The sequence below is a fragment of the Streptomyces nigrescens genome, from assembly GCF_027626975.1.
GTDB classification, from domain to species: Bacteria; Actinomycetota; Actinomycetes; order Streptomycetales; family Streptomycetaceae; genus Streptomyces; species Streptomyces nigrescens.
Genome location: NZ_CP114203.1, coordinates 4,228,117 through 4,247,687, shown reverse-complemented (window position 1 = coordinate 4,247,687; position 19,571 = coordinate 4,228,117). Strand labels below are relative to the sequence as shown.

Below are 19,571 nucleotides of genomic sequence, written 5' to 3'. Positions count from 1 at the left end.
GGCCCGAGGCTCCCCAGCTGAACGATTGGAAACGGACATGGGTCCCCATCCAGCGGTCGCCGCGATACGCCTGGCGGTCCGCCGCGTACTCCACGACGTGCTCAACCACCACTGCGCGCAGGACCGGCACGAGCCCCCGCTCGTGCTCGTCGCGTGCTCCGGCGGCGCCGATTCCATGGCGCTCGCCTCCGCCCTCGCCTTCGAGGCCCCCAAGCTGGGGGTCCGTGCCGGGGGCGTCACCATCGACCACGGCCTCCAGGAGGGCTCGGACCTCCGCGCCGCCGAGGTCGTCCTGCGGCTGCGGGCCCTGGGGCTGGATCCCGTAGAGGCCGTCGCCGTCGACGTGGGCGAACCGAACAAGGTGGCGCACGGCACCGCGTACCGGGGGAGCGGCAGCCGCCCGTCCGGCGGCCCGGAAGCCGCCGCCCGTGACGCCCGCTACGCCGCCCTGGACGCCGTCGCCGAGCGCTATGGCGCCACCGCTGTCCTCCTCGGCCACACCCGCGACGACCAGGCGGAAACGGTGCTGCTCGGTCTCGCCCGCGGCTCCGGTACCCGCTCGCTCTCCGGTATGGCCGCGACCAGCGGCCGGGACGGGCGCTATCGCCGGCCCTTCCTCGACGTGGACCGCCAGACCGCCCGTAAGGCCTGTCTGATCCAGGCGCTGCCCGTCTGGGACGACCCGCACAACGCCGACCCCGCCTACACCCGCTCACGGCTGCGCCACGAAGGCCTGCCCGCCCTGGAGAAGGCGCTCGGCAAGGGCGTCGTCGAGGCGCTGGCCCGTACCGCCCAGCTCTCCCGCGACGACGCCGACGCCCTGGACGCCTGGGCCGCCGACGCCGAGGGTTCGGTGCTCGACGACAGCGGCTCCCTCGATATCGCCGCCCTGTTCGCGCTGCCCCCCGCGGTGCGCCGCCGGGTGCTGCGCCGGGCCGTCATCGGCGCCGGTTCCCCGGCCGGTTCGCTCTTCGCCCGCCACATCGAAGAAGTGGACCGGCTGATCACCGCCTGGAGGGGGCAGGGGGCCATCAACCTCCCCGGGCGAGTGGGTGTGCGACGGCAGGGTGGCAGACTGGTGATTCGGCAGGGCTGAGCCGCAGACGCTGCCCCGCATCCGAAGTCTCACGACTGACGCGAACACCGAACAGAGCGAGAGTGGCACGGGTGGACGACAAGGACATGGGTTCCGACCTTCAGTCGGTACTCATCAGCAAGGAAGAGATCGACGCGAAGCTGGCGGAGCTGGCCGCGAAGATCGACGCGGAGTACGCGGGCAAGGACCTGCTCATCGTCGGCGTCCTCAAGGGCGCCGTGATGGTGATGGCGGACCTGGCGCGCGCGCTGTCCACCCCCGTCACGATGGACTGGATGGCCGTGTCGTCGTACGGCGCGGGCACCCAGTCCTCCGGTGTGGTCCGCATCCTCAAGGACCTCGACACCGACATCAAGGGCAAGCACGTCCTGATCGTCGAGGACATCATCGACTCCGGTCTGACGCTGTCCTGGCTGCTGTCGAACCTCGGCTCGCGCGAGCCGGCCTCGCTGGAGGTCTGCACGCTGCTGCGCAAGCCGGACGCGGCCAAGGTCGCCATCGACGTGAAGTGGATCGGCTTCGACATTCCCAACGAGTTCGTCGTCGGGTACGGACTCGACTTCGCGGAGAAGTACCGCAATCTGCCGTTCGTCGGTACTCTCGCGCCGCACGTCTACGGCGGCTGAGGGCGTCCCCGCGCTCGTCCGGCCGGTGTGGCCGGGCGAGCCTCGGACCGTCCACTGCGGCCCGGCGGGAACCCTTCGGGGCCGCCCGCCGTTGGAGCAGGGAGAACGGAATCCTCGGCTGCATGTTCACCGTCGGCGCAGGCGCCGGGTGACAATGCTGGGGTACCGTCCGAAGGCAGTTCTTTTTCGGGCCAGTAATACACCGTACGCACGACCAGCCCTCCCAAGGGCGTTGTGCCTCACTGTGGCAGGAGGGACGGGGCCTCAGCGGCTCCGTATGGATGGACGTGAAGCGATACTTCCGTGGGCCGGTCATGTGGATCGTGCTGGCCGTCCTCGCCGTGGTCGTGTTGATGCAGGTCGTCGGCTCGTCCGGCGGCTACAAGACGGTGGACACCGGTCAGGTCGTCAAGGCGATCGCTGACAACAAGGTGAAATCCGCCGAGCTGACGACCGGTGACGAGAACAAGATCAAGATTGAGCTGTCGGGCTCCTACAAGATCGACGGCTCCAACAAGCTCCAGGCGAGCTACATCGGCGACCAGGGCGTCGACGTGGCCAAGAACCTGCAGGCCAAGTACCAGACCGGCGAGATCAAGGACGGGTACACCGTCTCCCCGTCGAAGCAGAACCCGTTCGTCGGTGTGCTGCTCTCGCTGCTCCCCTTCGTCCTCATCGTGGTCGTCTTCCTGTTCCTGATGAACCAGATGCAGGGCGGCGGCTCCCGGGTGATGAACTTCGGGAAGTCGAAGGCGAAGCTGATCACCAAGGACACCCCCAAGACGACCTTCACGGACGTCGCGGGGTCGGACGAGGCGGTCGAGGAGCTCCACGAGATCAAGGAGTTCCTCCAGGAGCCGGCGAAGTTCCAGGCCGTCGGCGCCAAGATTCCCAAGGGTGTGCTGCTGTACGGCCCGCCCGGTACGGGCAAGACGCTGCTGGCGCGCGCCGTCGCCGGCGAGGCGGGCGTCCCGTTCTACTCGATCTCCGGTTCCGACTTCGTCGAGATGTTCGTCGGTGTCGGTGCCTCCCGGGTCCGTGACCTCTTCGAGCAGGCCAAGGCGAACGCCCCGGCGATCGTCTTCGTCGACGAGATCGACGCCGTCGGCCGGCACCGCGGTGCGGGCCTGGGCGGTGGCCACGACGAGCGTGAGCAGACCCTCAACCAGCTGCTGGTCGAGATGGACGGCTTCGACGTGAAGGGCGGCGTGATCCTGATCGCCGCCACGAACCGCCCGGACATCCTCGACCCGGCGCTGCTGCGCCCCGGCCGTTTCGACCGGCAGATCGCCGTCGACCGTCCGGACCTGCAGGGCCGTCTGGAGATCCTCAAGGTCCACCAGAAGGGCAAGCCGGTCGCCCCGGACGTCGACCTCTCGGCCGTCGCCAAGCGCACCCCCGGCTTCACCGGTGCCGATCTGTCCAACGTCCTCAACGAGGCCGCGCTGCTGACGGCCCGGAGCGACGAGAAGCTGATCAACAACCACTTCCTGGACGAGGCGATCGACCGCGTCGTGGCCGGCCCGCAGAAGCGGACCCGGATCATGTCCGAGAAGGAGAAGAAGATCACCGCGTACCACGAGGGCGGACACGCCCTGGTCGCGGCGGCCTCACCGAACTCCGACCCGGTGCACAAGATCACGATCCTGTCCCGCGGCCGGGCCCTGGGCTACACCATGGTCCTGCCCGACGAGGACAAGTACTCCACCACCCGCAACGAGATGCTCGACCAGCTGGCGTACATGCTGGGCGGCCGCGCGGCGGAGGAGCTGGTCTTCCACGACCCGACCACGGGCGCCGCGAACGACATCGAGAAGGCCACCGCCACGGCCCGCGCGATGGTCACGCAGTACGGCATGACCGAGCGGCTCGGTGCGATCAAGTTCGGCACCGACAACTCCGAGCCCTTCCTGGGCCGTGAGATGGGTCACCAGCGCGACTACTCGGAAGAGGTCGCCGCGCTGGTCGATGAGGAAGTCAAGAGGCTCATCGAGACCGCGCACAACGAGGCGTGGGAGATCCTGGTCGAGAACCGCGATGTGCTCGACAACCTGGTGCTGACGCTGCTGGAGAAGGAGACCCTCAACAAGGAGGAGATCGCCGAGCTCTTCAAGCACGTGGTCAAGCGCCCGGCCCGCCCGGCCTGGACCGGCTCGTCGCGCCGTACGCCCTCCAGCCGCCCGCCGGTGCTGTCGCCGAAGGAGCTGGCCCCGGCCAACGGCTCGGTGACCACGACCGCCACCGTCTCCACGGAGAAGGCGGAAGCACCCGAGGAGCAGCGCCCCGAGAGCTGATCCCGGCGGTCCCCCAGGGCCCCGGAATAAATGCCGCGCCCCCCAGGTTTAGCCTGGGGGGCGCGGCATTCCGCGATTCCACCGCGAATTCGAGCGGGCGCAGAAGGAACGAGGCACCACATGACGGACCCTGTGACGCTGGACGTCGGCGGCAAGATCGGCACATTCGACGAGAAGCGCGCCGAGAACGCCGTCCGCGAGCTGCTCATCGCGGTGGGCGAGGACCCGGACCGTGAGGGGCTGCTGGAGACGCCGGCACGGGTGGCACGGGCGTACAAGGAGATCTTCGCCGGCCTGTGGCAGAAGCCGGAGGACGTGCTGACGACCACCTTCGACCTGGGCCATGACGAGATGGTGCTGGTCAAGGACATCGAGCTGGTCTCCAGCTGCGAGCATCACCTGGTGCCGTTCGTGGGTGTGGCGCATGTCGGCTACATCCCGTCCACCGACGGCAAGATCACCGGCCTGTCCAAGCTGGCCCGGCTGGTCGATGTGTACGCCCGGCGCCCGCAGGTCCAGGAGCGGCTGACCACGCAGATCGCGGACTCGCTGATGGAGATCCTGGAGCCGCGCGGCGTGATCGTCGTCATCGAGTGCGAGCACATGTGCATGACCATGCGCGGGGTGCGCAAGCCGGGCGCCAAGACGACGACCTCGGCCGTGCGCGGCCAGCTGCGGGACGCCGCCACCCGCGCCGAGGCGATGAGCCTGATACTGGCCCGCTGAGGCACCGGGCCCAGGCCCGTACGGCCGGCCCGTCGAGCGCCCTCGGACGGTCGGCCACGCACGCGTAAACCGGACGGCCGGGCCCCTCGTGGGAGGGACCCGGCCGTTGCCGTGTCTGTGGGGGCGGGCGCCGGCCCGTCAGGCCTTGAGGTGGTTGCCCAGCCACTCCAGGGCGGCGGGGATCTCCCGGCGCCAGGTGTTGAAGTTGTGGCCGCCGCTGTCGAGGATGATCGACGAGACCCGGCTCGGCGACTTCGTCTGCTCGATGAACCGCAGCGTCTGCTGGTAATTCCCCTCACCCTGCTTGCTGCTGGTGACCAGCAGGTTCACCGGGGGCGCGGGCAGATTCCGCTGACGCCACAGCAGGTTGTTCTCGCGCTCCAGCTGCCGGTTGCCGCCGAAGAGGTCGCCGGTGGTGGCGTCGCGCGGGGCCTTGTAGGCGCCGGAGAGGGCGACGGCGCTGGAGTACGCCTCGGGGTGCCGCATCGTCATCTTCAGCGCGCAGTAGCCGCCCGTGGAGTCACCGATGACACCCCAGCTCTTCGCTTCGCGGCCTATTCGGTAGTGCTCGGAGATATCCGCGCGCAGGTCCTTGGTGAAGAAGGTCTCGGTCTGCGGGCCGTTCGGTATGTCCATGCACTCGGTGTCGCGCGGCGGTGCGACGGTCGGGCGCATCATCACCAGGACGGTCGGCCGCATCTTGCGCTGCTTGAGCAGTTCGTGCTGGGTCTGCGGGAAATGCAGCTTTTTGTAGAGCGCCTCGGCGGTGCCGGGGTAACCGGTGAGCACCAGGGCCGCCGGGAATTTCTGGTGGGCGTATTTCTTCTGGAAGTACTGCGGCGGCAGATAGACATACGCAGGACTGGCGATCTGCGAGTGTTCGCCGCGGACCAGCACCTTGTCGATGCGGCCGCCGGCCGCCGGCCGGGCGCCGTTCTGGACGCTGACCCGCTGGGTGCCCAGCATCCGCAGCTTGGTGCCGCCCGGACCGGTCTGGTATTCGGTGACCACGCCCGGCTCCTGCTCCTGACCGAAGAGGTCGGCCCAGGACGCGTAGAAACCGAAGGAATTGTTGGCGTACAGACCGATCGTGGCGAAGAGGGAGAGCTGTGTCGCCACCAGGAGCCCGATACGGCCGAGAACGGCGCGCCAGTTCTTCTTGGACAGGCGCGGCCAGAGCCAAATGGTGAGGACGAACAGTGCCACCGCGACGAGGACGGCAAGAAGCAGCACTTTCTTACTGGTGAGACCCATGTGGTGCTTTCTTCCGGGCGGCCGGGCCATCCGTACCGCTAGTGGAACCCCGAGCCCTGAAACGCCGTCATACAGGGCGCAAAAAGTCCAGATGCTGCGACAAGGCTCGCACGTTCTCTCGACCGGGGCGACGGGAAAGTGATGTCTGACAGGCTAGATGGCGAAAACTCGGAGACGGTTGCGTGGCGAACACCACGCTGGCTCCGCGGCCCGCGGCCCGAAGCGGTGCCGGCGGTCGTCGGTACGGCAGGCGCGGTCGTCGGCCTGCTGAACCTGGCGGCAGGGGTGTTCCCGCGGTTCCGGCACAGCCGGATGCACGCCCTGGCGGAGGTGTTGCCGGGCGCGGTGAGCCCCTTGGCGGCCGCCGCCTCCATCGTCGTCGGCATCCTGCTGCTCCTTCTGGCCCACGGGCTCAAGCGGCGTAAGCGGCGGGCCTGGGGAGCGGCCGTGGCGCTGCTTCCGGTGGGGATCGCCGCCCAGCTCGTGTACCGCCACTCCGTCTTCGGAGCGGTGCTCTCGCTGGCGCTCCTGGTGTACCTGGTGTGGCACCGGCGCGAGTTCGCCGCGCTGCCCGACCCGCGCAGCCGCTGGAAGGCCGTGGCCAACCTCGTCGTCCTCGGCGGGGTCAGCTTCGCCATCGGCATGGTCATCGTCAGCTCCCACCCCCACAAGACCATCGGCTCGCCCTCCGTCTGGGACCGCGCCCAGCACGTCCTGTGGGGCCTGTTCGGCTTCGAGGGCCCGGTCGGCTACACCCACCACGTCGACTACACCGTCGGCTACTCGCTCGGCGCGCTCGGCCTGCTGACCGTCGCCACCACCGCGTACCTCGCCTTCCGCCCCGAGCACCCGGCGGCCCGGCTGACCGACGACGACGAGCAGCAGCTGCGGGCGCTGCTGGAGCGGCACGGCGCCCGGGACTCGCTCGGCTACTTCGCGCTGCGCCGCGACAAGGGCGTGGTCTTCTCCCCGACCGGCAAGGCCGCGGTCTGCTACCGGGTGATCTCCGGTGTGATGCTCGCCAGCGGCGACCCGATCGGCGACGTGGAGGCCTGGCCGGGCGCCATCGAGCGCTTCATGGCGGAGGCGAAGGCGCACTCCTGGACCCCGGCGGTCACCGGCTGCAGCGAGACCGGCGGCCAGGTGTGGACGCGGGAGACCGGTATGGACGCGCTGGAGCTCGGCGACGAGGCGATCGTGGACGTCGCCGACTTCACCCTCACCGGCCGCGCGATGCGCAACGTACGGCAGATGGTCAAGCGCATTGAGCGCAACGGTTACGAGACCCGGGTGCGGCGGGTGCGCGATCTGGCGCCGGACGAGCTGGCCCAGCTCCAGAAGGCCGCGGACGCCTGGCGGGACACCGACACCGAGCGCGGCTTCTCCATGGCGCTGGGCCGGATCGACGCGGTGGCCGACGGCGACGCGGTGATCGCCACCGCGCATCTGCCGGCGGCCGAGGGCGAGGAGCCGGGCCCGTACGGCGACCTCAAGGCGATGCAGCACTTCGTCCCGTGGGGCGACAGCGGGATCTCCCTGGAGCTGATGCGGCGCGACCGCAGCGCCGACCCCGGCATGAACGAGCTGCTGATCGTCGCCGCGCTGCAGGCCGCCCCGGACCTCGGGATCAAGCAGGTGTCGCTGAACTTCGCGGTCTTCCGCTCCTCCCTGGAGCGCGGCGAGAAGCTCGGCGCGGGGCCGGTCATCCGGGTCTGGCGCGGGATGCTGATCTTCCTGTCCCGCTGGTACCAGATCGAGTCGCTGTACAAGTTCAACGACAAGTTCCGGCCGCGCTGGGAGCCCCGCTTCGTGGTCTTCCGCAACAGCCGCGACATCCCCCGGATCGGCCTGGCGGCGCTGCAGGCCGAGGGCTATCTGGAGCTGGGCCTGCCGCGCGTACTGCGGCGCAGGAAGGCCGTGGAGCCCCGGCCGTGCGCGCATGTGCCGCGGCCGGTCACCTCGCAGGGCGCGGTCGAGCGGGCCGCCTGACGAAGGCCCGGACGGCCGCGCGGGCAGACCGTCCCGTACGGCGTCCGGCGGGCCGTCGCCCCTGACGTCCCCGCATGCGGTGGCCGCAATCCGGCCGGTCGGCACACGGCCTACGCTGGTGCCATGAGTACCTTGCGTGGCCGGGTGGCCGGACTGCCGGACTGGGAACGCTGCGCGGTGATGGGCGTCGTCAATGTGACGCCCGATTCGTTCTCCGACGGCGGCGACTGGTTCGATACCGAACTCGCCGTCAAACACGGTCTCGACCTGGTGGCGCAGGGCGCCGACATGGTGGACGTGGGCGGTGAATCGACCCGGCCGGGCGCGGCGCGGGTGGACGAGGCCGAGGAGCTGCGCCGGGTCGTCCCGGTCGTCCGGGAGCTGGCCGCCGCCGGTGTCACGGTCTCCGTGGACACCATGCGGGCCTCGGTCGCCGAGCAGGCCGTGGCGGCCGGCGCGCGGCTGGTCAACGACGTCAGCGGGGGCGCCGCCGACCCGGCGATGGTGCCGGCGGTGGCCGCGCACCACGTGCCGTTCGTCGTGATGCACTGGCGCGGCCAGTCCATCGACATGAACAACCGCGCCGTCTACGGGGACGTGGTCGCCGAGGTCGTCGCCGAGCTCGGGCGGAGCATGGAGCGCGCGGTGTCCGGCGGGATCGACCCGGACCGGATCGTCATCGACCCTGGCCTGGGCTTCGCCAAGGAGGCCGGGCACGATCTCGCCCTGGTCGCCCAGCTGGCGCGGCTGCGGGCGCTGGGCCGGCCGCTGCTGGTGGCCGCATCGAGGAAACGGTTCCTGGGCAGGGTGCTGGCAGGTGGCGAGGGAGCCGCCCCACCGCCGGCCCGGGAGCGGGATGCCGCGACGGCGGCGGTGTCGGCGATCGTGGCGCGAGAGGGGGCCTGGGCGGTGCGGGTGCACGAGGTCAGGGCGAGCGCGGATGCGGTACGGGTGGCCCGTGCCGTGGAGTGCGCGGCAGCGGCCGGCAGTAGTGGCACGGCGGTGACGGCCGCCGGCAGTGAGGCGAACGGGACGACGGCGAAGACGACGGGAACGGTGTGAGCGGCTTGGGCCCACGGACGGACATCGAGCTGGTCGAGCAGGCGAACACCACCCTGTACGAGACCATCGAGCGCGGTGATCACGAGGCGCTGTCCGAATTGTGGCTGGACGGCCAGGTGAGCGTGGTCCACCCGGGGTGGCCGGTGTTGCGGGGGCGCGGCGAGGTGCTGCGCTCGTACGCCCTGATCATGGCGAACACCGAGTACATCCAGTTCTTCCTCACGGACGTGGAGATCGACGTCATCGGGGACACCGCGCTGGTGACCTGCACAGAGAACATCCTCAGCGGCGGGCCCGCCGAGGACGACGGCTCGGTGGGGCCGCTGATCGGCCAGCTGGTCGTGGCGACCAATGTCTTCCGGCGTACGGAGGACGGCTGGCGGGTGTGGTCGCACCACGGCTCGCCGGTGCTGGCGGACCGCGAGGACGAGGACGAGGACGACGGGAACGGGGGAGCCGGCGAGGGCGGCGAGGAGGCCCTCTGAGCGCCTTCCGGGAGGCGGGCGCCGGACGGGGGCGGATCCGGGCGCGGGCGGGGTGTGAGCCTTGCCATGGCCACGCGCCCTTGCATCCGGAGCCAGGGGCTGCGCCACCGTCAGTGGTCGGCGTCAGCCATTTGGGTGAGGGCGCACCCGTTCGAGCCAAGTGCGGCACGGGTAGGGGTGGGGCGTGGGCAGGGGGGTAAGAGGGCCGCGCGGACGATCTCCCGGCCCGCTGGCTGCTGTCCCGTGGGGCAGCGCTTAGCAGCAGGACGGGGTCTTGTCCATAGCCCCCGTGGGCGAGGACTGTCGGTACTCGAAGGTAGATTCGACGGCGGGGCAGTGTTGCCGGATCGCTCCGGCGGCTGCCCGGATCCGACGAACAGTGGCGCCAGAGGTGCCGTGGACCAGTGGGAGTGATTCGCGTGGATCGTGTCGCGCTGCGTGGGCTGAAGGCCCGAGGCCACCACGGGGTGTTCCCCCGGGAGCGCGAGGAAGGCCAGACCTTCATCGTCGACCTGGCGCTCGGTCTGGACACCCGCCAGGCAGCGGCCAGCGACGATCTCGCGAAGACCGTGCACTACGGCGTCGTGGCCGAGGAGGTGGTGGCCGTCGTGGAGGGCGAGCCCGTCGACCTCATCGAGACCCTGGCTGAGCGCATCGCCGACCAGTGCCTCAAGCACGAGGGCGTGCAGGAGGTGGAGGTGGTGGTGCACAAGCCGGACGCACCGATCACCGTCCCCTTTGACGACGTGACCATCACCATCACTCGGAGCCGAGTATGAAGCCCACCCGCCACCCGACCGCCACCCCGCACGGCGCCGCCGCGCACCGCCCCGGCCTGGGTGACCCGACCGTGCAGCCGGTGCCCGCCTCCGTAGTGGAGCAGGTGGACGCCGCCGATGTGACGCTCTCCAACCCCAAACGCGCCGTGATCTCCCTCGGCAGCAATCTCGGCAACCGCCTGGAGACCCTCCAGGGCGCCGTCGACGCGCTGGAGGACACCCCCGGTCTGCGGGTCAAGGCGGTCTCCCCGGTCTACGAGACCGTGCCGTGGGGCGTGGACCCCGGCTCCCAGCCGTCGTACTTCAACGCCGTGGTGCTGATCAAGACGACGCTGCCGCCGGACTCCCTCCTGGAGCGCGGGCAGGCGATCGAGGAGGCCTTCGAGCGGGTCCGCGACGAGCGCTGGGGCCCCCGTACGATCGACGTCGACATCCTGGCGTATCAGGACGTGATCTCCGACGACCCGCGGCTGACGCTGCCGCACCCGCGCGCCCACGAGCGGGCGTTCGTGCTGGTGCCGTGGCACGACATCGACCCGGAGGCCGTGGTCCCCGGGCGGGGCGCGGTGGCCGAGCTCCTGTCCGCGGTCGGCCGCGACGGTGTGGAACCGCGGGCGGACCTGGAACTGCGGCTGCCGGAGTAGTCGTTAGGGTTGCGGGCCGGCTCCCTGCGGGATGCATCCGTACGGAACGGACACGGCGGCCATGACGACAAGGATGGTTGTGACGGCAGAGAAGGGCATGACGGCGCGAGGGGCGATCGCTCGGTGAAGCAGCTACACATCAAGGTGCTGGTCGGGCTGTTTCTGGCGGCCGGGGTGCTCGCCTGGGGCGGCGCCCGGCTGTGGGACTCGTTCGGCACCCTGCCCAGCGTTCCGGTGGCCGCCCCGATCGTGCTGGCGCTGATCGCCGCGGTGCTCGCCGCCACCGCGTTCTCGCTCCGGTCGCGGCTGCGCGCACAGCGCGAGCGCCGGCCGGGCGCCAAGGGCGTCGATCCGCTGGTGGCCGCCCGCGCGGTGGTCTTCGGGCAGGCCAGCGCGCTGGTCGCGTCGCTGGTGGCCGGGCTGTACGGCGGTGTCGGCGTCTTTCTGCTGACCGCCGGTCTGGAGGTCACGGCGCGCCGGGACCAGGCGATCTACGCCGGGCTGTCCGTGCTCGCCGGAGCGGCGGTGGTCGCCGCGGCGATCTTCCTGGAGCGGGTGTGCAAGCTGCCGGACGATGACGGCAACGGCGGGGTGGACGCGGCGGTCTGACGCCGGTCCGGGTCCGCGGTCCGGGCCCGCAGCGCGGGCTGTGGCGCTGTGGCGGGCCGCGGTGCTTGTAGCGGGCCGCGGTGCCCTGGCGGGCCGCGGTGCCCTGGCGGGCCGCGGTGCCCTGGCGGGCCGCGGTGCCCTGGCGGACCGCGGTGCCCTGGTGGGCCGGGCGCCGCAGCGGGCCGCCGCCCCGGTCAGCCGGCCGGGCCCGGGGCCGGGACGCCGGGGCCCGGGACCGTATCGAGCGACACCTCATCGCGCGCGACGTTCGCGGCGTCCGCGGTGGTGGCACGGCGCAGCGCGGTGTGCAGCCGCGCGGGGGTGAGGACCCCCAGGAAACGGTCGCCGTCCTGGACCGCCACCCAGCCCGCATCGTGCTGCAGCATCGTGCTGAGCGCCTGCCTGAGCGGGGCGCCGAGCGGCAGCCGGGCATCCATCCGCCGGGCGTGATCGCGGACGGTGGCGCCCTGCGGGGCGCGCTTCTTCAGACCCGGCCCGGTGCCGTCCGCCGGCGCCGCGGGGGCGCCCGTGAGCGCCGCGGCCGGGACCCAGCCGTGCAGCGCACCGTCGGCGTCCAGGACGACCGCCCAGGAGGCACCGTCGGCGGAGAGCCGGCCGGCGGCGCGGTCCACGGGGTCGTCGAGGCGGACGACCGGAGGCTGTTCCAGGTCGCCGGGCTCGACGGGCGTGACGGAGAGCCGCTTCAGGCCCCGGTCGGCGCCGACGAACTCCGCGGTGTACGGGGTCGCGGGGGCGCCCAGCACCGTCGCGGGGGTGTCGAACTGCTCGATGCGCCCCGCCCCGTAGACGGCGATCCGGTCGCCGAGCCGCACGGCCTCCTCGATGTCGTGGGTGACGAAGAGGACCGTCTTGCGGAGCGTGGACTGCAGCCGCAGGAACTCGTTCTGGAGGTGCTCGCGCACGACCGGGTCGACCGCGCCGAACGGCTCGTCCATCAGCAGGACGGGCGGGTCGGCGGCGAGCGCACGGGCCACCCCGACCCGCTGGCGCTGGCCGCCGGAGAGCTGCTCGGGGTAGCGGTCGCCATAGGTGGACGGGTCCAGGCCGACCAGGTCGAGGAGTTCGGCGGCGCGCGCCCTTGCTTCCCGGCGCGGCCGGCCGAGGAGGTGCGGGACGGTGGCGGTGTTGTCCAGGACGGTCTTGTGGGGGAACAGGCCGACCTGCTGGATGACATAGCCGATACGGCGCCGCAGCTGGACGGGGTCGAGGCCGGATATGTCCTCGCCGTCGAGGAGGATGCGGCCGCTGGTGGGCTCGATGAGCCGGTTGACCATCTTCATCGTCGTGGTCTTGCCGCAGCCCGACGGCCCGACGAGCGTGACGAGTTCGCCCTCGGCGACCTCGAAGGTGAGGTCGTCCACGGCCGTCGTGCCGTCGGGGTAGCTCTTGGTGACGTGCTCGAACCGGATCATGCTTCCCCCCAGTGGTGTACGGCCCATTGTGGCCGGGCGGTCGTGAACGCGGTGTTGCGGGTGGATGGCGAAGTGGCCGGTGAGCTGCGGGAGCGGGCCGATTGTCAGTGGCCGGGTTTAGGGTCGCAGACAGTCACCGGATCGGTGAGCGACCGGGGCGGGGGGGGTGACGGGCCATGCGGGGCAGTGCTGCCGGGCCGAGCTGCCTGGAGACGAACGACTGGATCTGCGGTGAGTATCTGCGCACCCGCAGCCAGGAATTGGTGGACGCGACGGTCCAGCATCTCGGCATCACGGCCGTGTCCGTGGCGATCGGCCTGCTGATCGCCTTTCCGCTGGCGCTGGTGGCCCGGCGGTGGCGGGGCGCCGCCGGACCGGTCCTGGGGCTCACGACGGTCCTCTACACGATCCCCTCGCTCGCGATGTTCGCCCTGCTGACCCCGGTCTTCGGGGTCTCGGCGGCCGTGGTCGTGACGGGCCTGGTGCTGTATTCGCTGACGATCCTGGTGCGCAACATCCTCGCCGGTCTGCAGGCCGTGCCCGCCGAGGTGCGGGAGGCCGCCCGGGGGATGGGGTACGGCCCGGCGCGGCTGCTGTGCGAGGTGGAAGTCCCGCTCGCGCTGCCCGCGTTGGTGGCCGGACTGCGGATCGCCACGGTCTCGACGGTGGCGATGACGACCATCGGCTCCGTCGTCGGCTACGGGGGACTGGGCAATCTGATAGCCAGCGGTATGGCGGGCTTCTTCAAGGCGGAGGTGCTGACGGCCTCGGTGCTGTGTGTGCTGCTGGCACTGCTCGCCGATCTGCTGCTGATGGGGCTGCAGCGGCTGCTGACGCCCTGGACGAGGGCGCAGGGGCGGGCGGCGGCCCGTGCGCGGCGCGGCGCCCGTGTGGCGAAGGCGGGGGGCTGAGCGATGGGGGCTATCGCGGGCGCGTGGCAGTGGCTGACGACGGCCGCCCACTGGGCCGGGGAGAAGGGGGTGTGGCACCGGCTGGCCGAGCATCTCTGGCTCAGCGGGCTGTGCCTGGCCCTCTCCTGTCTGATAGCCCTGCCGGTGGCGCTCTGGCTGGGGCACCTCGGCAAGGGCGGGGCACTGGCCGTCAATCTCTCCAACGTGGGGCGCGCGGTACCGACGTTCGCGGTCCTGGTGCTGCTGACGCTCAGCCCGCTGGGCACCCGGGGCGACTGGCCGACGATCATCGCGCTGGTGCTGTTCGCGGTGCCGCCACTGCTGACCAACGCCTATCTGGGCATGCGGGAGGCGGACCGCGATGTGGTCGAGGCGGCACGCGGGATGGGCATGTCGGGGCCGCAGCTCCTGCTGCGGGTCGAGATACCGCTCGCCTATCCGCTGATCATGACCGGTCTGCGGTCGGCCACGGTGCAGGTGGTGGCGACCGCGACGCTGGCCGCGCTGGCCGGCGGCGGAGGCCTGGGCAGGATCATCACCGCCGGCTTCGGCAACTACGACACCGCTCAAGTCGTCGCGGGCGCACTGCTGGTGGCCGTGCTCGCCCTGACCGTGGAGGGCGTCCTCGTCCTGGCGGAGCGGCTCCTCGACCCGATGCGAGGGCGACGGCGCGCGGCGCGCAGGGCCTCGTATCCGGCCAAGGGCGCGGGGCCGGGCGCGACCCGTGCCGCTCCGGCCTCGGCCCCCGCCCCGTAGGCGACGACCCGACCCGATCCGGCACGACTCGGCCGGACCCGATCCGAACGGACTGAATGGTGGCATCCATGAGCAGCAGATCGCGTGTGGCGCGCACCGCGGTGGCCGCGGGCGCAGTGATCACCCTGGCGGCCGGCCTGGCCGCCTGCGGGGGCAAGAGCCTGGAGGAGAAGGGCGGCGGCAAGGGCGGCGGGAAGGGCGGCGGGAAGGGCGAGCTCGTCATCGGCTCGGCCGGTTTCACCGAGTCGAAGGTGCTCGCCGAGATCTATTCCAGGGTCCTGGCCGATGCCGGTTACCGCACGCGGGTACAGACCCTGGCCAATCGCGAGCTGTATGAACCGGCCCTGGAGAAGGGCCAGATCGATGTCGTTCCGGAATACGCCTCCACCCTCGCCGAATTCCTCAACGCGAAGAAGAACGGCAGCAAGGCGAAGCCCGTCGCCTCCAGTGACATCGACAAGACGGTGACGGCACTGGAGAAGCTCGCCTCCCCGCGCGGGCTGAAGGTACTGCCGGCGGGCCGGGCGACGGACCAGAACGCGTTCGCGGTCAGCAAGGAATTCGCCGCCGAGAACAAGCTGAAGACCCTCTCCGACCTCGGCGCATCGAAGCAGAAGATCAAACTCGCCTCGGGTGAGGAGTGCGAGACCCGGGTGTTCTGCAAGCCGGGCCTGGAGAAGACGTACGGCATCGACATCACCGCGCTGGACCCCAAGGGCGTCGGGACCCCGCAGGCCAAGCAGGCGGTCAAGGACGGCACCGACCAACTGGTGCTCACCACGACCACGGACGCCACGCTCGACAACTTCGGTCTGGTGCTTCTGAAGGACGACAAGAAGCTGCAGAACGCCGACAATGTGCTGCCGGTGGTGAATGCCAAGAGCGCCGGTGACAAGGAGATAGCGGCCGCTCTCGGGAAGCTCACCCGTGCGCTGACGACCGAAGACCTGATCACCTTGAACCGCAAGGTCGATGCCGAGCGGCTCAAGCCCACGGATGTCGCGCAGGCTTATTTGGAGTCCAAGGAACTGGTCAAGAAGTAACCAGCGGGAAACGGATCGGCGTGCGGGGCCCCATAGATCCCGCACGCACGGTAAGTTTCTGGCCATGCCACGAGGACGCCACCGTCATTCACCACCCCTCCACCGGCTGCTTCCTCCCTCGACGGTCGCCGGTGCGTCAATCGCCTGCGCCGCGGGCGCGTGGTTTGTCGGCGACGATCTGGTGCAACGGGTGCTCGCCGCGGGCGCGGCGGCCGCCGCACTCACCGGCGCCGTTCTTCTGCGGGTCTGGGACCGCAAGGCCGGCCGGCAGGTCGCCGAACTCAACCGCGCCCGGGTGCGCGACGAGTGGCGCACCGAGGAGCGGATAGCGGAGCTCGAAACGGACGTCGAGGAATCCCGCGAGCTCCGGGCCGGCCTGGAGACCAAACTCCGCGCCAAGCGCGCCGAATTGGCCCGGCTGCGCAGCGAACACGCCGAGCTGCTCCGCCGTTACGCCACCGCCGAGACCGAGCGGGCCAGCGCCCTGGAGGGCCGCCGGCTCCTCGCCATCGAGGCCGCCGCCCCGGCCAAGGCGCTGCCGGCCGTCGCCGGACTCTCCCCGGCGCTCCAGCCGTCCCTCAAGCTCTCGACTCCTCCCCCCAGCTCCCGGCTCTACCCGGCCAAGGGGGAGGGCCCTGCGCAGGGGGAAGCACCACGCACAGGGGAAGCCACCGTCCCGGCCCGGCGCGAGCCCGCCGCCGCCACCACCAACACCGACCGCCCCGCCGCCACCTTCGCGCAGGCCGACCAGGCGCTGCGCCGGCTGGCACGCAACGCCGCCCGGCAGCGCGCCGCCCAGAAGTCCGGCCGGTCGTCGAAGGACGGTGCCGGGGCCGCCCGTTCCGGACCGCCCGCCGGCCGCGATGCCCAGGGCGGCCAGGACGGTGAGAAGGGCCGGGGGAAGGCCCCGGCGGCAGCCGCACAGCGCACGGGCGGGACCGACCACGCCCGTACGGCCACCGCCGCCGGACCCGCGCTCCGCCCGGTGCCGGCCACCGCCGCTGCCCTCGCCCCGTCCCGCCCCACCGCGTCCCGTGCGATGGGCGGCTTCGACTTCTTCGGCAACGCGACCGCCGCCGGCCCCCGGCAGCTGGCCGGGCCGCTGGAGGAGGATCTGGCCGACGTCGTCGGGGACGAGGCCCTCGCCGAACAGTCGGCCCGTACACAGCCGTCCGCGGAGCACACCGCGGACGAGTCCGTGCAGACCGAGGGGGAAACGACCACCGGCAGCGGCGCGGTCATCGACCTGACCGCGCACGACGAGACCGAACAGTTCGACCTCGGCGCCCTGCGCACGGCCATCTCCTGACCCGGCCCGGCGCCCTGCGGACGGCCATCTCCTGACCCGGCCGGGCGTCCTGCGCACCGCCATTTCCTGACCCGATCGGACAGCAGTCCGGCCCCGGAGCGCTCCTCGGCTCCGGGGCCGGACCGCGTTCCGGACAGCTGCTCTGCGCTCCGGGCGGGCGGTCGTCCGTGCCCGGCGGACATCCGTACCAGGCGGCCATCCGTACCCGGCCCCTCGTTGTCCACAGGCTGTGGATACCGGTCGCGGTGGAACCGTCGACCGCCCGGCCAGCCCCCTACTTGTCGATGTCGCCGACGACGAAGAACAGCGAGCCGAGAATGGCGACCATGTCGGCGACCAGCGTGCCCGGCAGCAGCTCCACCAGCGCCTGGATGTTGTTGAACGACGCCGAGCGCAGCTTGAGGCGGTAGGGGGTCTTCTCGCCCTTGGAGACGAGGTAGTAGCCGTTGATGCCGAGGGGGTTCTCGGTCCAGGCGTACGTCGCGCCCTCGGGAGCCTTCAGGACCTTGGGGAGCCGCTGGTTGACCGGCCCCGGCGGCAGCTCCGCGATCCGGTCCAGACACGCGTCGGCCAGATCGAGCGCATTGTGGCTCTGCCCGAGCAGGCACTCGAAGCGGGCCAGGCAGTCGCCCTCCTCCCGGGTGACGACCCGGAGCGTGGACTGCAGCTCCCCGTACGCCAGATACGGCTCGTCGCGCCGCAGATCGAAGTCCACACCGGAGGCCCGGGCGATCGGCCCGGAGACCCCGTACCCATGCACCGTCTCCGGCGCGAGCACCCCGACCCCGCGGGTCCGGCCACGGAAGATCTCGTTGCCCAGGACCAGGTTGTCGTAGACGTCCATCCGGGACCGCACATCGGCCACGGCCTGCCGCGCCCGGCCGAGCCAGCCCGCCGGCAGGTCCTCCTTGAGGCCGCCGACGCGGTTGAACATGTAGTGCATCCGGCCGCCGGAGATCTCCTCCATGACGCTCTGGAGCTCCTCCCGCTCCCGGAAGGCATGGAAGACGGGGGTGATGCCGCCCAGCTCCAGGGGGTACGAGCCGAGGAACATCAGATGGTTCAGCACGCGGTTCAGCTCGGCCAGCAGGGTCCGCAGCCAGACGGCACGCTCAGGCACCTCCATGCCCAGCATCCGCTCGACGGCCATGACCACGCCCAGCTCGTTGGAGAACGCCGACAGCCAGTCGTGCCGGTTGGCGAGCATGATGATCTGGCGGTAGTCGCGCGCCTCGAAGAGCTTCTCGGCGCCGCGGTGCATATAGCCGATCACCGGTTCGGCGTGCTGAATGCGCTCGCCGTCCAGGACGAGGCGCAGCCGCAGCACGCCATGCGTCGAGGGATGCTGCGGGCCGATGTTCAGCACCATGTCGGTGCTCTCCGCCGCGCCGCCGATGCCGACCGTCGTCTCCGTCATGGGAACAGTCTTGCAGCACGCCCTCCCGGCGCCCGCCCTGGCCCTCAGGCGCCCCCGGCCCCCAGCAGCCCCGCACACGCCCCGCCCACCGGCTCCAGCAGCCAGCCGAAGCCGCCGAGGCCCGCCGGATCGGTCAGCTCCGCCGCCGACCCGGCCGCACCGAGAGCCCGTACGTACCCGGACGGGTCGGTGGCGGCCAGGGTGAGCGGCGGGCGCCGGCCGTCCACCCCCAGGGCGTGCAGCGCCGCGCGCTGGGTCAGCCGCTCGGCCGACGGCCCGGCGCAGGCGTCCAGCGCCACATGCGCCGTGATGTCGCAGCTGCCGTCCGGGACGGGACGCACCTCGCGGCCGTCGCGGAAGCCGGTGAGCGTGCCGAACAGCGGACGGTCGCCCCGTTCGTGCGCATAGTCGGCGGCGACGGCCAGGCCGGCGCGCAGCGTCCGGACGGCCCGAGCCCAGGCCTCGTCCCGGGGGCGGCCGATTTCGGCGCGCAGCCCCGGGGAGCCGCCTCCGGTGGCGTCGGGGGCCAGGGGCGGCGTCCACCAGCGACGGAGCCACTCCGCGTCCGCGCCGTCCACGGGCTCGCCCAGCCGCTCCGTGCCGTCGGCGCGGACCAGCACCCGGCGCGGCACCCCGTCGTCATCCGTCTCGACGACCTCGACCGGCACGTTGTCGAGCCATTCGTTCGCGAACAGCAGCCCGCTGACCGAGCCCGGCGCCGGCAGCTCGCCCCGCCAGTCGATCCGCGGATCGAGCCCCTGGGGGCGCGCGGCGCGCTCGACCGCGTACGGGCGCACCCGCGCGGACACCTCCGCGGGCAGCGCGGCCAGCACGCCGGTGAGCAGTTCGCCGCGCCCCGCGCCCACATCGACCAGCGCCAGCTCGTCCGGGTGGCCGAGAGCGGCGTCCACGCGGCACAGGAGGGTGGCGACGGCGCCCGCGTAGAGCGGCGAGACATGCACGGAGGTACGGAAGTGGCCGGCCGGGCCGGGGCCGCCGGGCCGGGTGTAGAAGCCGCTGTCCGGGCCGTACAGCGCCCGCTCCGTGGCCTCGCGCCACCCGCACCACTCGTTCGTCATCTGCCCCACGGTACGGGCGGGCGGCGGGCCGGCCGGCGGCACCAGGTGCCCGCCCTCCA

General features: G+C 71.6%; 18 protein-coding genes. 14 read left to right on the top strand and 4 right to left on the bottom strand.

Annotation, left to right across the window (positions count from 1 at the left end):
* The first annotated feature begins 37 nt into the window (after positions 1-37).
* The 4 genes from tilS to folE all read left to right on the top strand — a co-directional run bounded on the left by tilS (position 38) and on the right by folE (position 4,742).
* The gene (gene tilS / locus STRNI_RS18920) at positions 38-1,096 is read left to right on the top strand and encodes a tRNA lysidine(34) synthetase TilS (RefSeq protein ID WP_277411646.1); all 1,059 of its coding nucleotides are present in this window, start codon (positions 38-40) and stop codon (positions 1,094-1,096) included.
* Positions 1,097-1,182: 86 nt separating this feature from the next.
* Complete coding sequence (gene hpt / locus STRNI_RS18915) at positions 1,183-1,722, top strand: hypoxanthine phosphoribosyltransferase (protein WP_030077134.1); 540 nt, start codon at positions 1,183-1,185, stop codon at positions 1,720-1,722.
* A 281-nt stretch (positions 1,723-2,003) separates the two neighbouring features.
* On the top strand, positions 2,004-4,016 hold the full coding sequence (gene ftsH / locus STRNI_RS18910) for an ATP-dependent zinc metalloprotease FtsH (RefSeq protein WP_018092955.1): 2,013 nt from the start codon (positions 2,004-2,006) through the stop codon (positions 4,014-4,016).
* A gap of 120 nt (positions 4,017-4,136) precedes the next feature.
* Positions 4,137-4,742 carry a GTP cyclohydrolase I FolE gene (gene folE, locus STRNI_RS18905; RefSeq protein ID WP_018092956.1) on the top strand — a complete coding sequence of 202 codons (606 nt, stop codon included), beginning with the start codon at positions 4,137-4,139 and terminating at the stop codon, positions 4,740-4,742.
* A 138-nt stretch (positions 4,743-4,880) separates the two neighbouring features.
* Here folE and STRNI_RS18900 read toward each other — a convergent pair whose 3' ends face one another.
* Positions 4,881-5,996 carry an alpha/beta hydrolase gene (locus STRNI_RS18900; RefSeq protein ID WP_109891678.1) on the bottom strand — a complete coding sequence of 372 codons (1,116 nt, stop codon included), beginning with the start codon at positions 5,994-5,996 and terminating at the stop codon, positions 4,881-4,883.
* A gap of 141 nt (positions 5,997-6,137) precedes the next feature.
* On the opposite strand from STRNI_RS18900, the gene STRNI_RS18895 reads away from it, so the two are divergent.
* From STRNI_RS18895 to STRNI_RS18870, 6 genes are all read left to right on the top strand, one after another.
* A complete protein-coding gene (locus STRNI_RS18895) occupies positions 6,138-7,985 on the top strand; it encodes a phosphatidylglycerol lysyltransferase domain-containing protein (RefSeq protein ID WP_159486937.1) in 1,848 nt (615 codons plus the stop codon).
* Between the two features lie 123 nt (positions 7,986-8,108).
* Positions 8,109-9,047: a dihydropteroate synthase gene (folP, locus tag STRNI_RS18890; RefSeq protein WP_277411645.1), complete on the top strand. Its 939-nt coding sequence runs from the start codon at positions 8,109-8,111 to the stop codon at positions 9,045-9,047.
* 5 nt (positions 9,048-9,052) lie between these two features.
* Positions 9,053-9,532 (top strand): nuclear transport factor 2 family protein, encoded by a 480-nt coding sequence (locus tag STRNI_RS18885; protein ID WP_109896352.1) that lies wholly within the window; start codon positions 9,053-9,055, stop codon positions 9,530-9,532.
* A gap of 419 nt (positions 9,533-9,951) precedes the next feature.
* The gene (folB, locus tag STRNI_RS18880) at positions 9,952-10,311 is read left to right on the top strand and encodes a dihydroneopterin aldolase (protein WP_018092961.1); all 360 of its coding nucleotides are present in this window, start codon (positions 9,952-9,954) and stop codon (positions 10,309-10,311) included.
* Entirely contained in the window at positions 10,308-10,955 is a 648-nt protein-coding gene (gene folK, locus STRNI_RS18875; protein WP_018092962.1) for a 2-amino-4-hydroxy-6-hydroxymethyldihydropteridine diphosphokinase, read from the top strand. The genes folB and folK overlap by 4 nt, the downstream gene beginning before the upstream one ends.
* A 123-nt stretch (positions 10,956-11,078) precedes the next feature.
* A complete protein-coding gene (locus STRNI_RS18870) occupies positions 11,079-11,564 on the top strand; it encodes a DUF3180 domain-containing protein (RefSeq protein WP_127152387.1) in 486 nt (161 codons plus the stop codon).
* Positions 11,565-11,758: 194 nt separating this feature from the next.
* Here STRNI_RS18870 and STRNI_RS18865 read toward each other — a convergent pair whose 3' ends face one another.
* Positions 11,759-12,997, bottom strand: a complete 1,239-nt coding sequence (locus STRNI_RS18865; protein ID WP_277411644.1) for an ABC transporter ATP-binding protein — start codon at positions 12,995-12,997, stop codon at positions 11,759-11,761.
* A gap of 176 nt (positions 12,998-13,173) precedes the next feature.
* Between STRNI_RS18865 and STRNI_RS18860 the strand changes: the two genes are divergently transcribed.
* The 4 genes from STRNI_RS18860 (at position 13,174) to STRNI_RS18845 (ending at position 17,016) form a co-directional block, all read left to right on the top strand.
* Entirely contained in the window at positions 13,174-13,908 is a 735-nt protein-coding gene (locus STRNI_RS18860; RefSeq protein WP_159486933.1) for an ABC transporter permease, read from the top strand.
* 3 nt (positions 13,909-13,911) lie between these two features.
* Positions 13,912-14,664 carry an ABC transporter permease gene (locus tag STRNI_RS18855; protein WP_277411643.1) on the top strand — a complete coding sequence of 251 codons (753 nt, stop codon included), beginning with the start codon at positions 13,912-13,914 and terminating at the stop codon, positions 14,662-14,664.
* A gap of 68 nt (positions 14,665-14,732) precedes the next feature.
* Positions 14,733-15,707: an ABC transporter substrate-binding protein gene (locus STRNI_RS18850; protein ID WP_277411642.1), complete on the top strand. Its 975-nt coding sequence runs from the start codon at positions 14,733-14,735 to the stop codon at positions 15,705-15,707.
* Positions 15,708-15,771: 64 nt separating this feature from the next.
* Positions 15,772-17,016 carry a hypothetical protein gene (locus STRNI_RS18845; protein WP_277411641.1) on the top strand — a complete coding sequence of 415 codons (1,245 nt, stop codon included), beginning with the start codon at positions 15,772-15,774 and terminating at the stop codon, positions 17,014-17,016.
* Positions 17,017-17,290: 274 nt separating this feature from the next.
* Here the strand turns inward: STRNI_RS18845 and STRNI_RS18840 are convergent, their stop codons facing one another.
* Together STRNI_RS18840 and STRNI_RS18835 are read right to left on the bottom strand one after the other, a co-directional pair.
* Positions 17,291-18,433, bottom strand: coding sequence for an NADH-quinone oxidoreductase subunit D (locus tag STRNI_RS18840; RefSeq protein WP_159486927.1), 1,143 nt, complete (start codon positions 18,431-18,433; stop codon positions 17,291-17,293).
* A 44-nt stretch (positions 18,434-18,477) separates the two neighbouring features.
* The gene (locus tag STRNI_RS18835) at positions 18,478-19,512 is read right to left on the bottom strand and encodes an SAM-dependent methyltransferase (RefSeq protein WP_159486925.1); all 1,035 of its coding nucleotides are present in this window, start codon (positions 19,510-19,512) and stop codon (positions 18,478-18,480) included.
* Positions 19,513-19,571 lie beyond the last annotated feature (59 nt).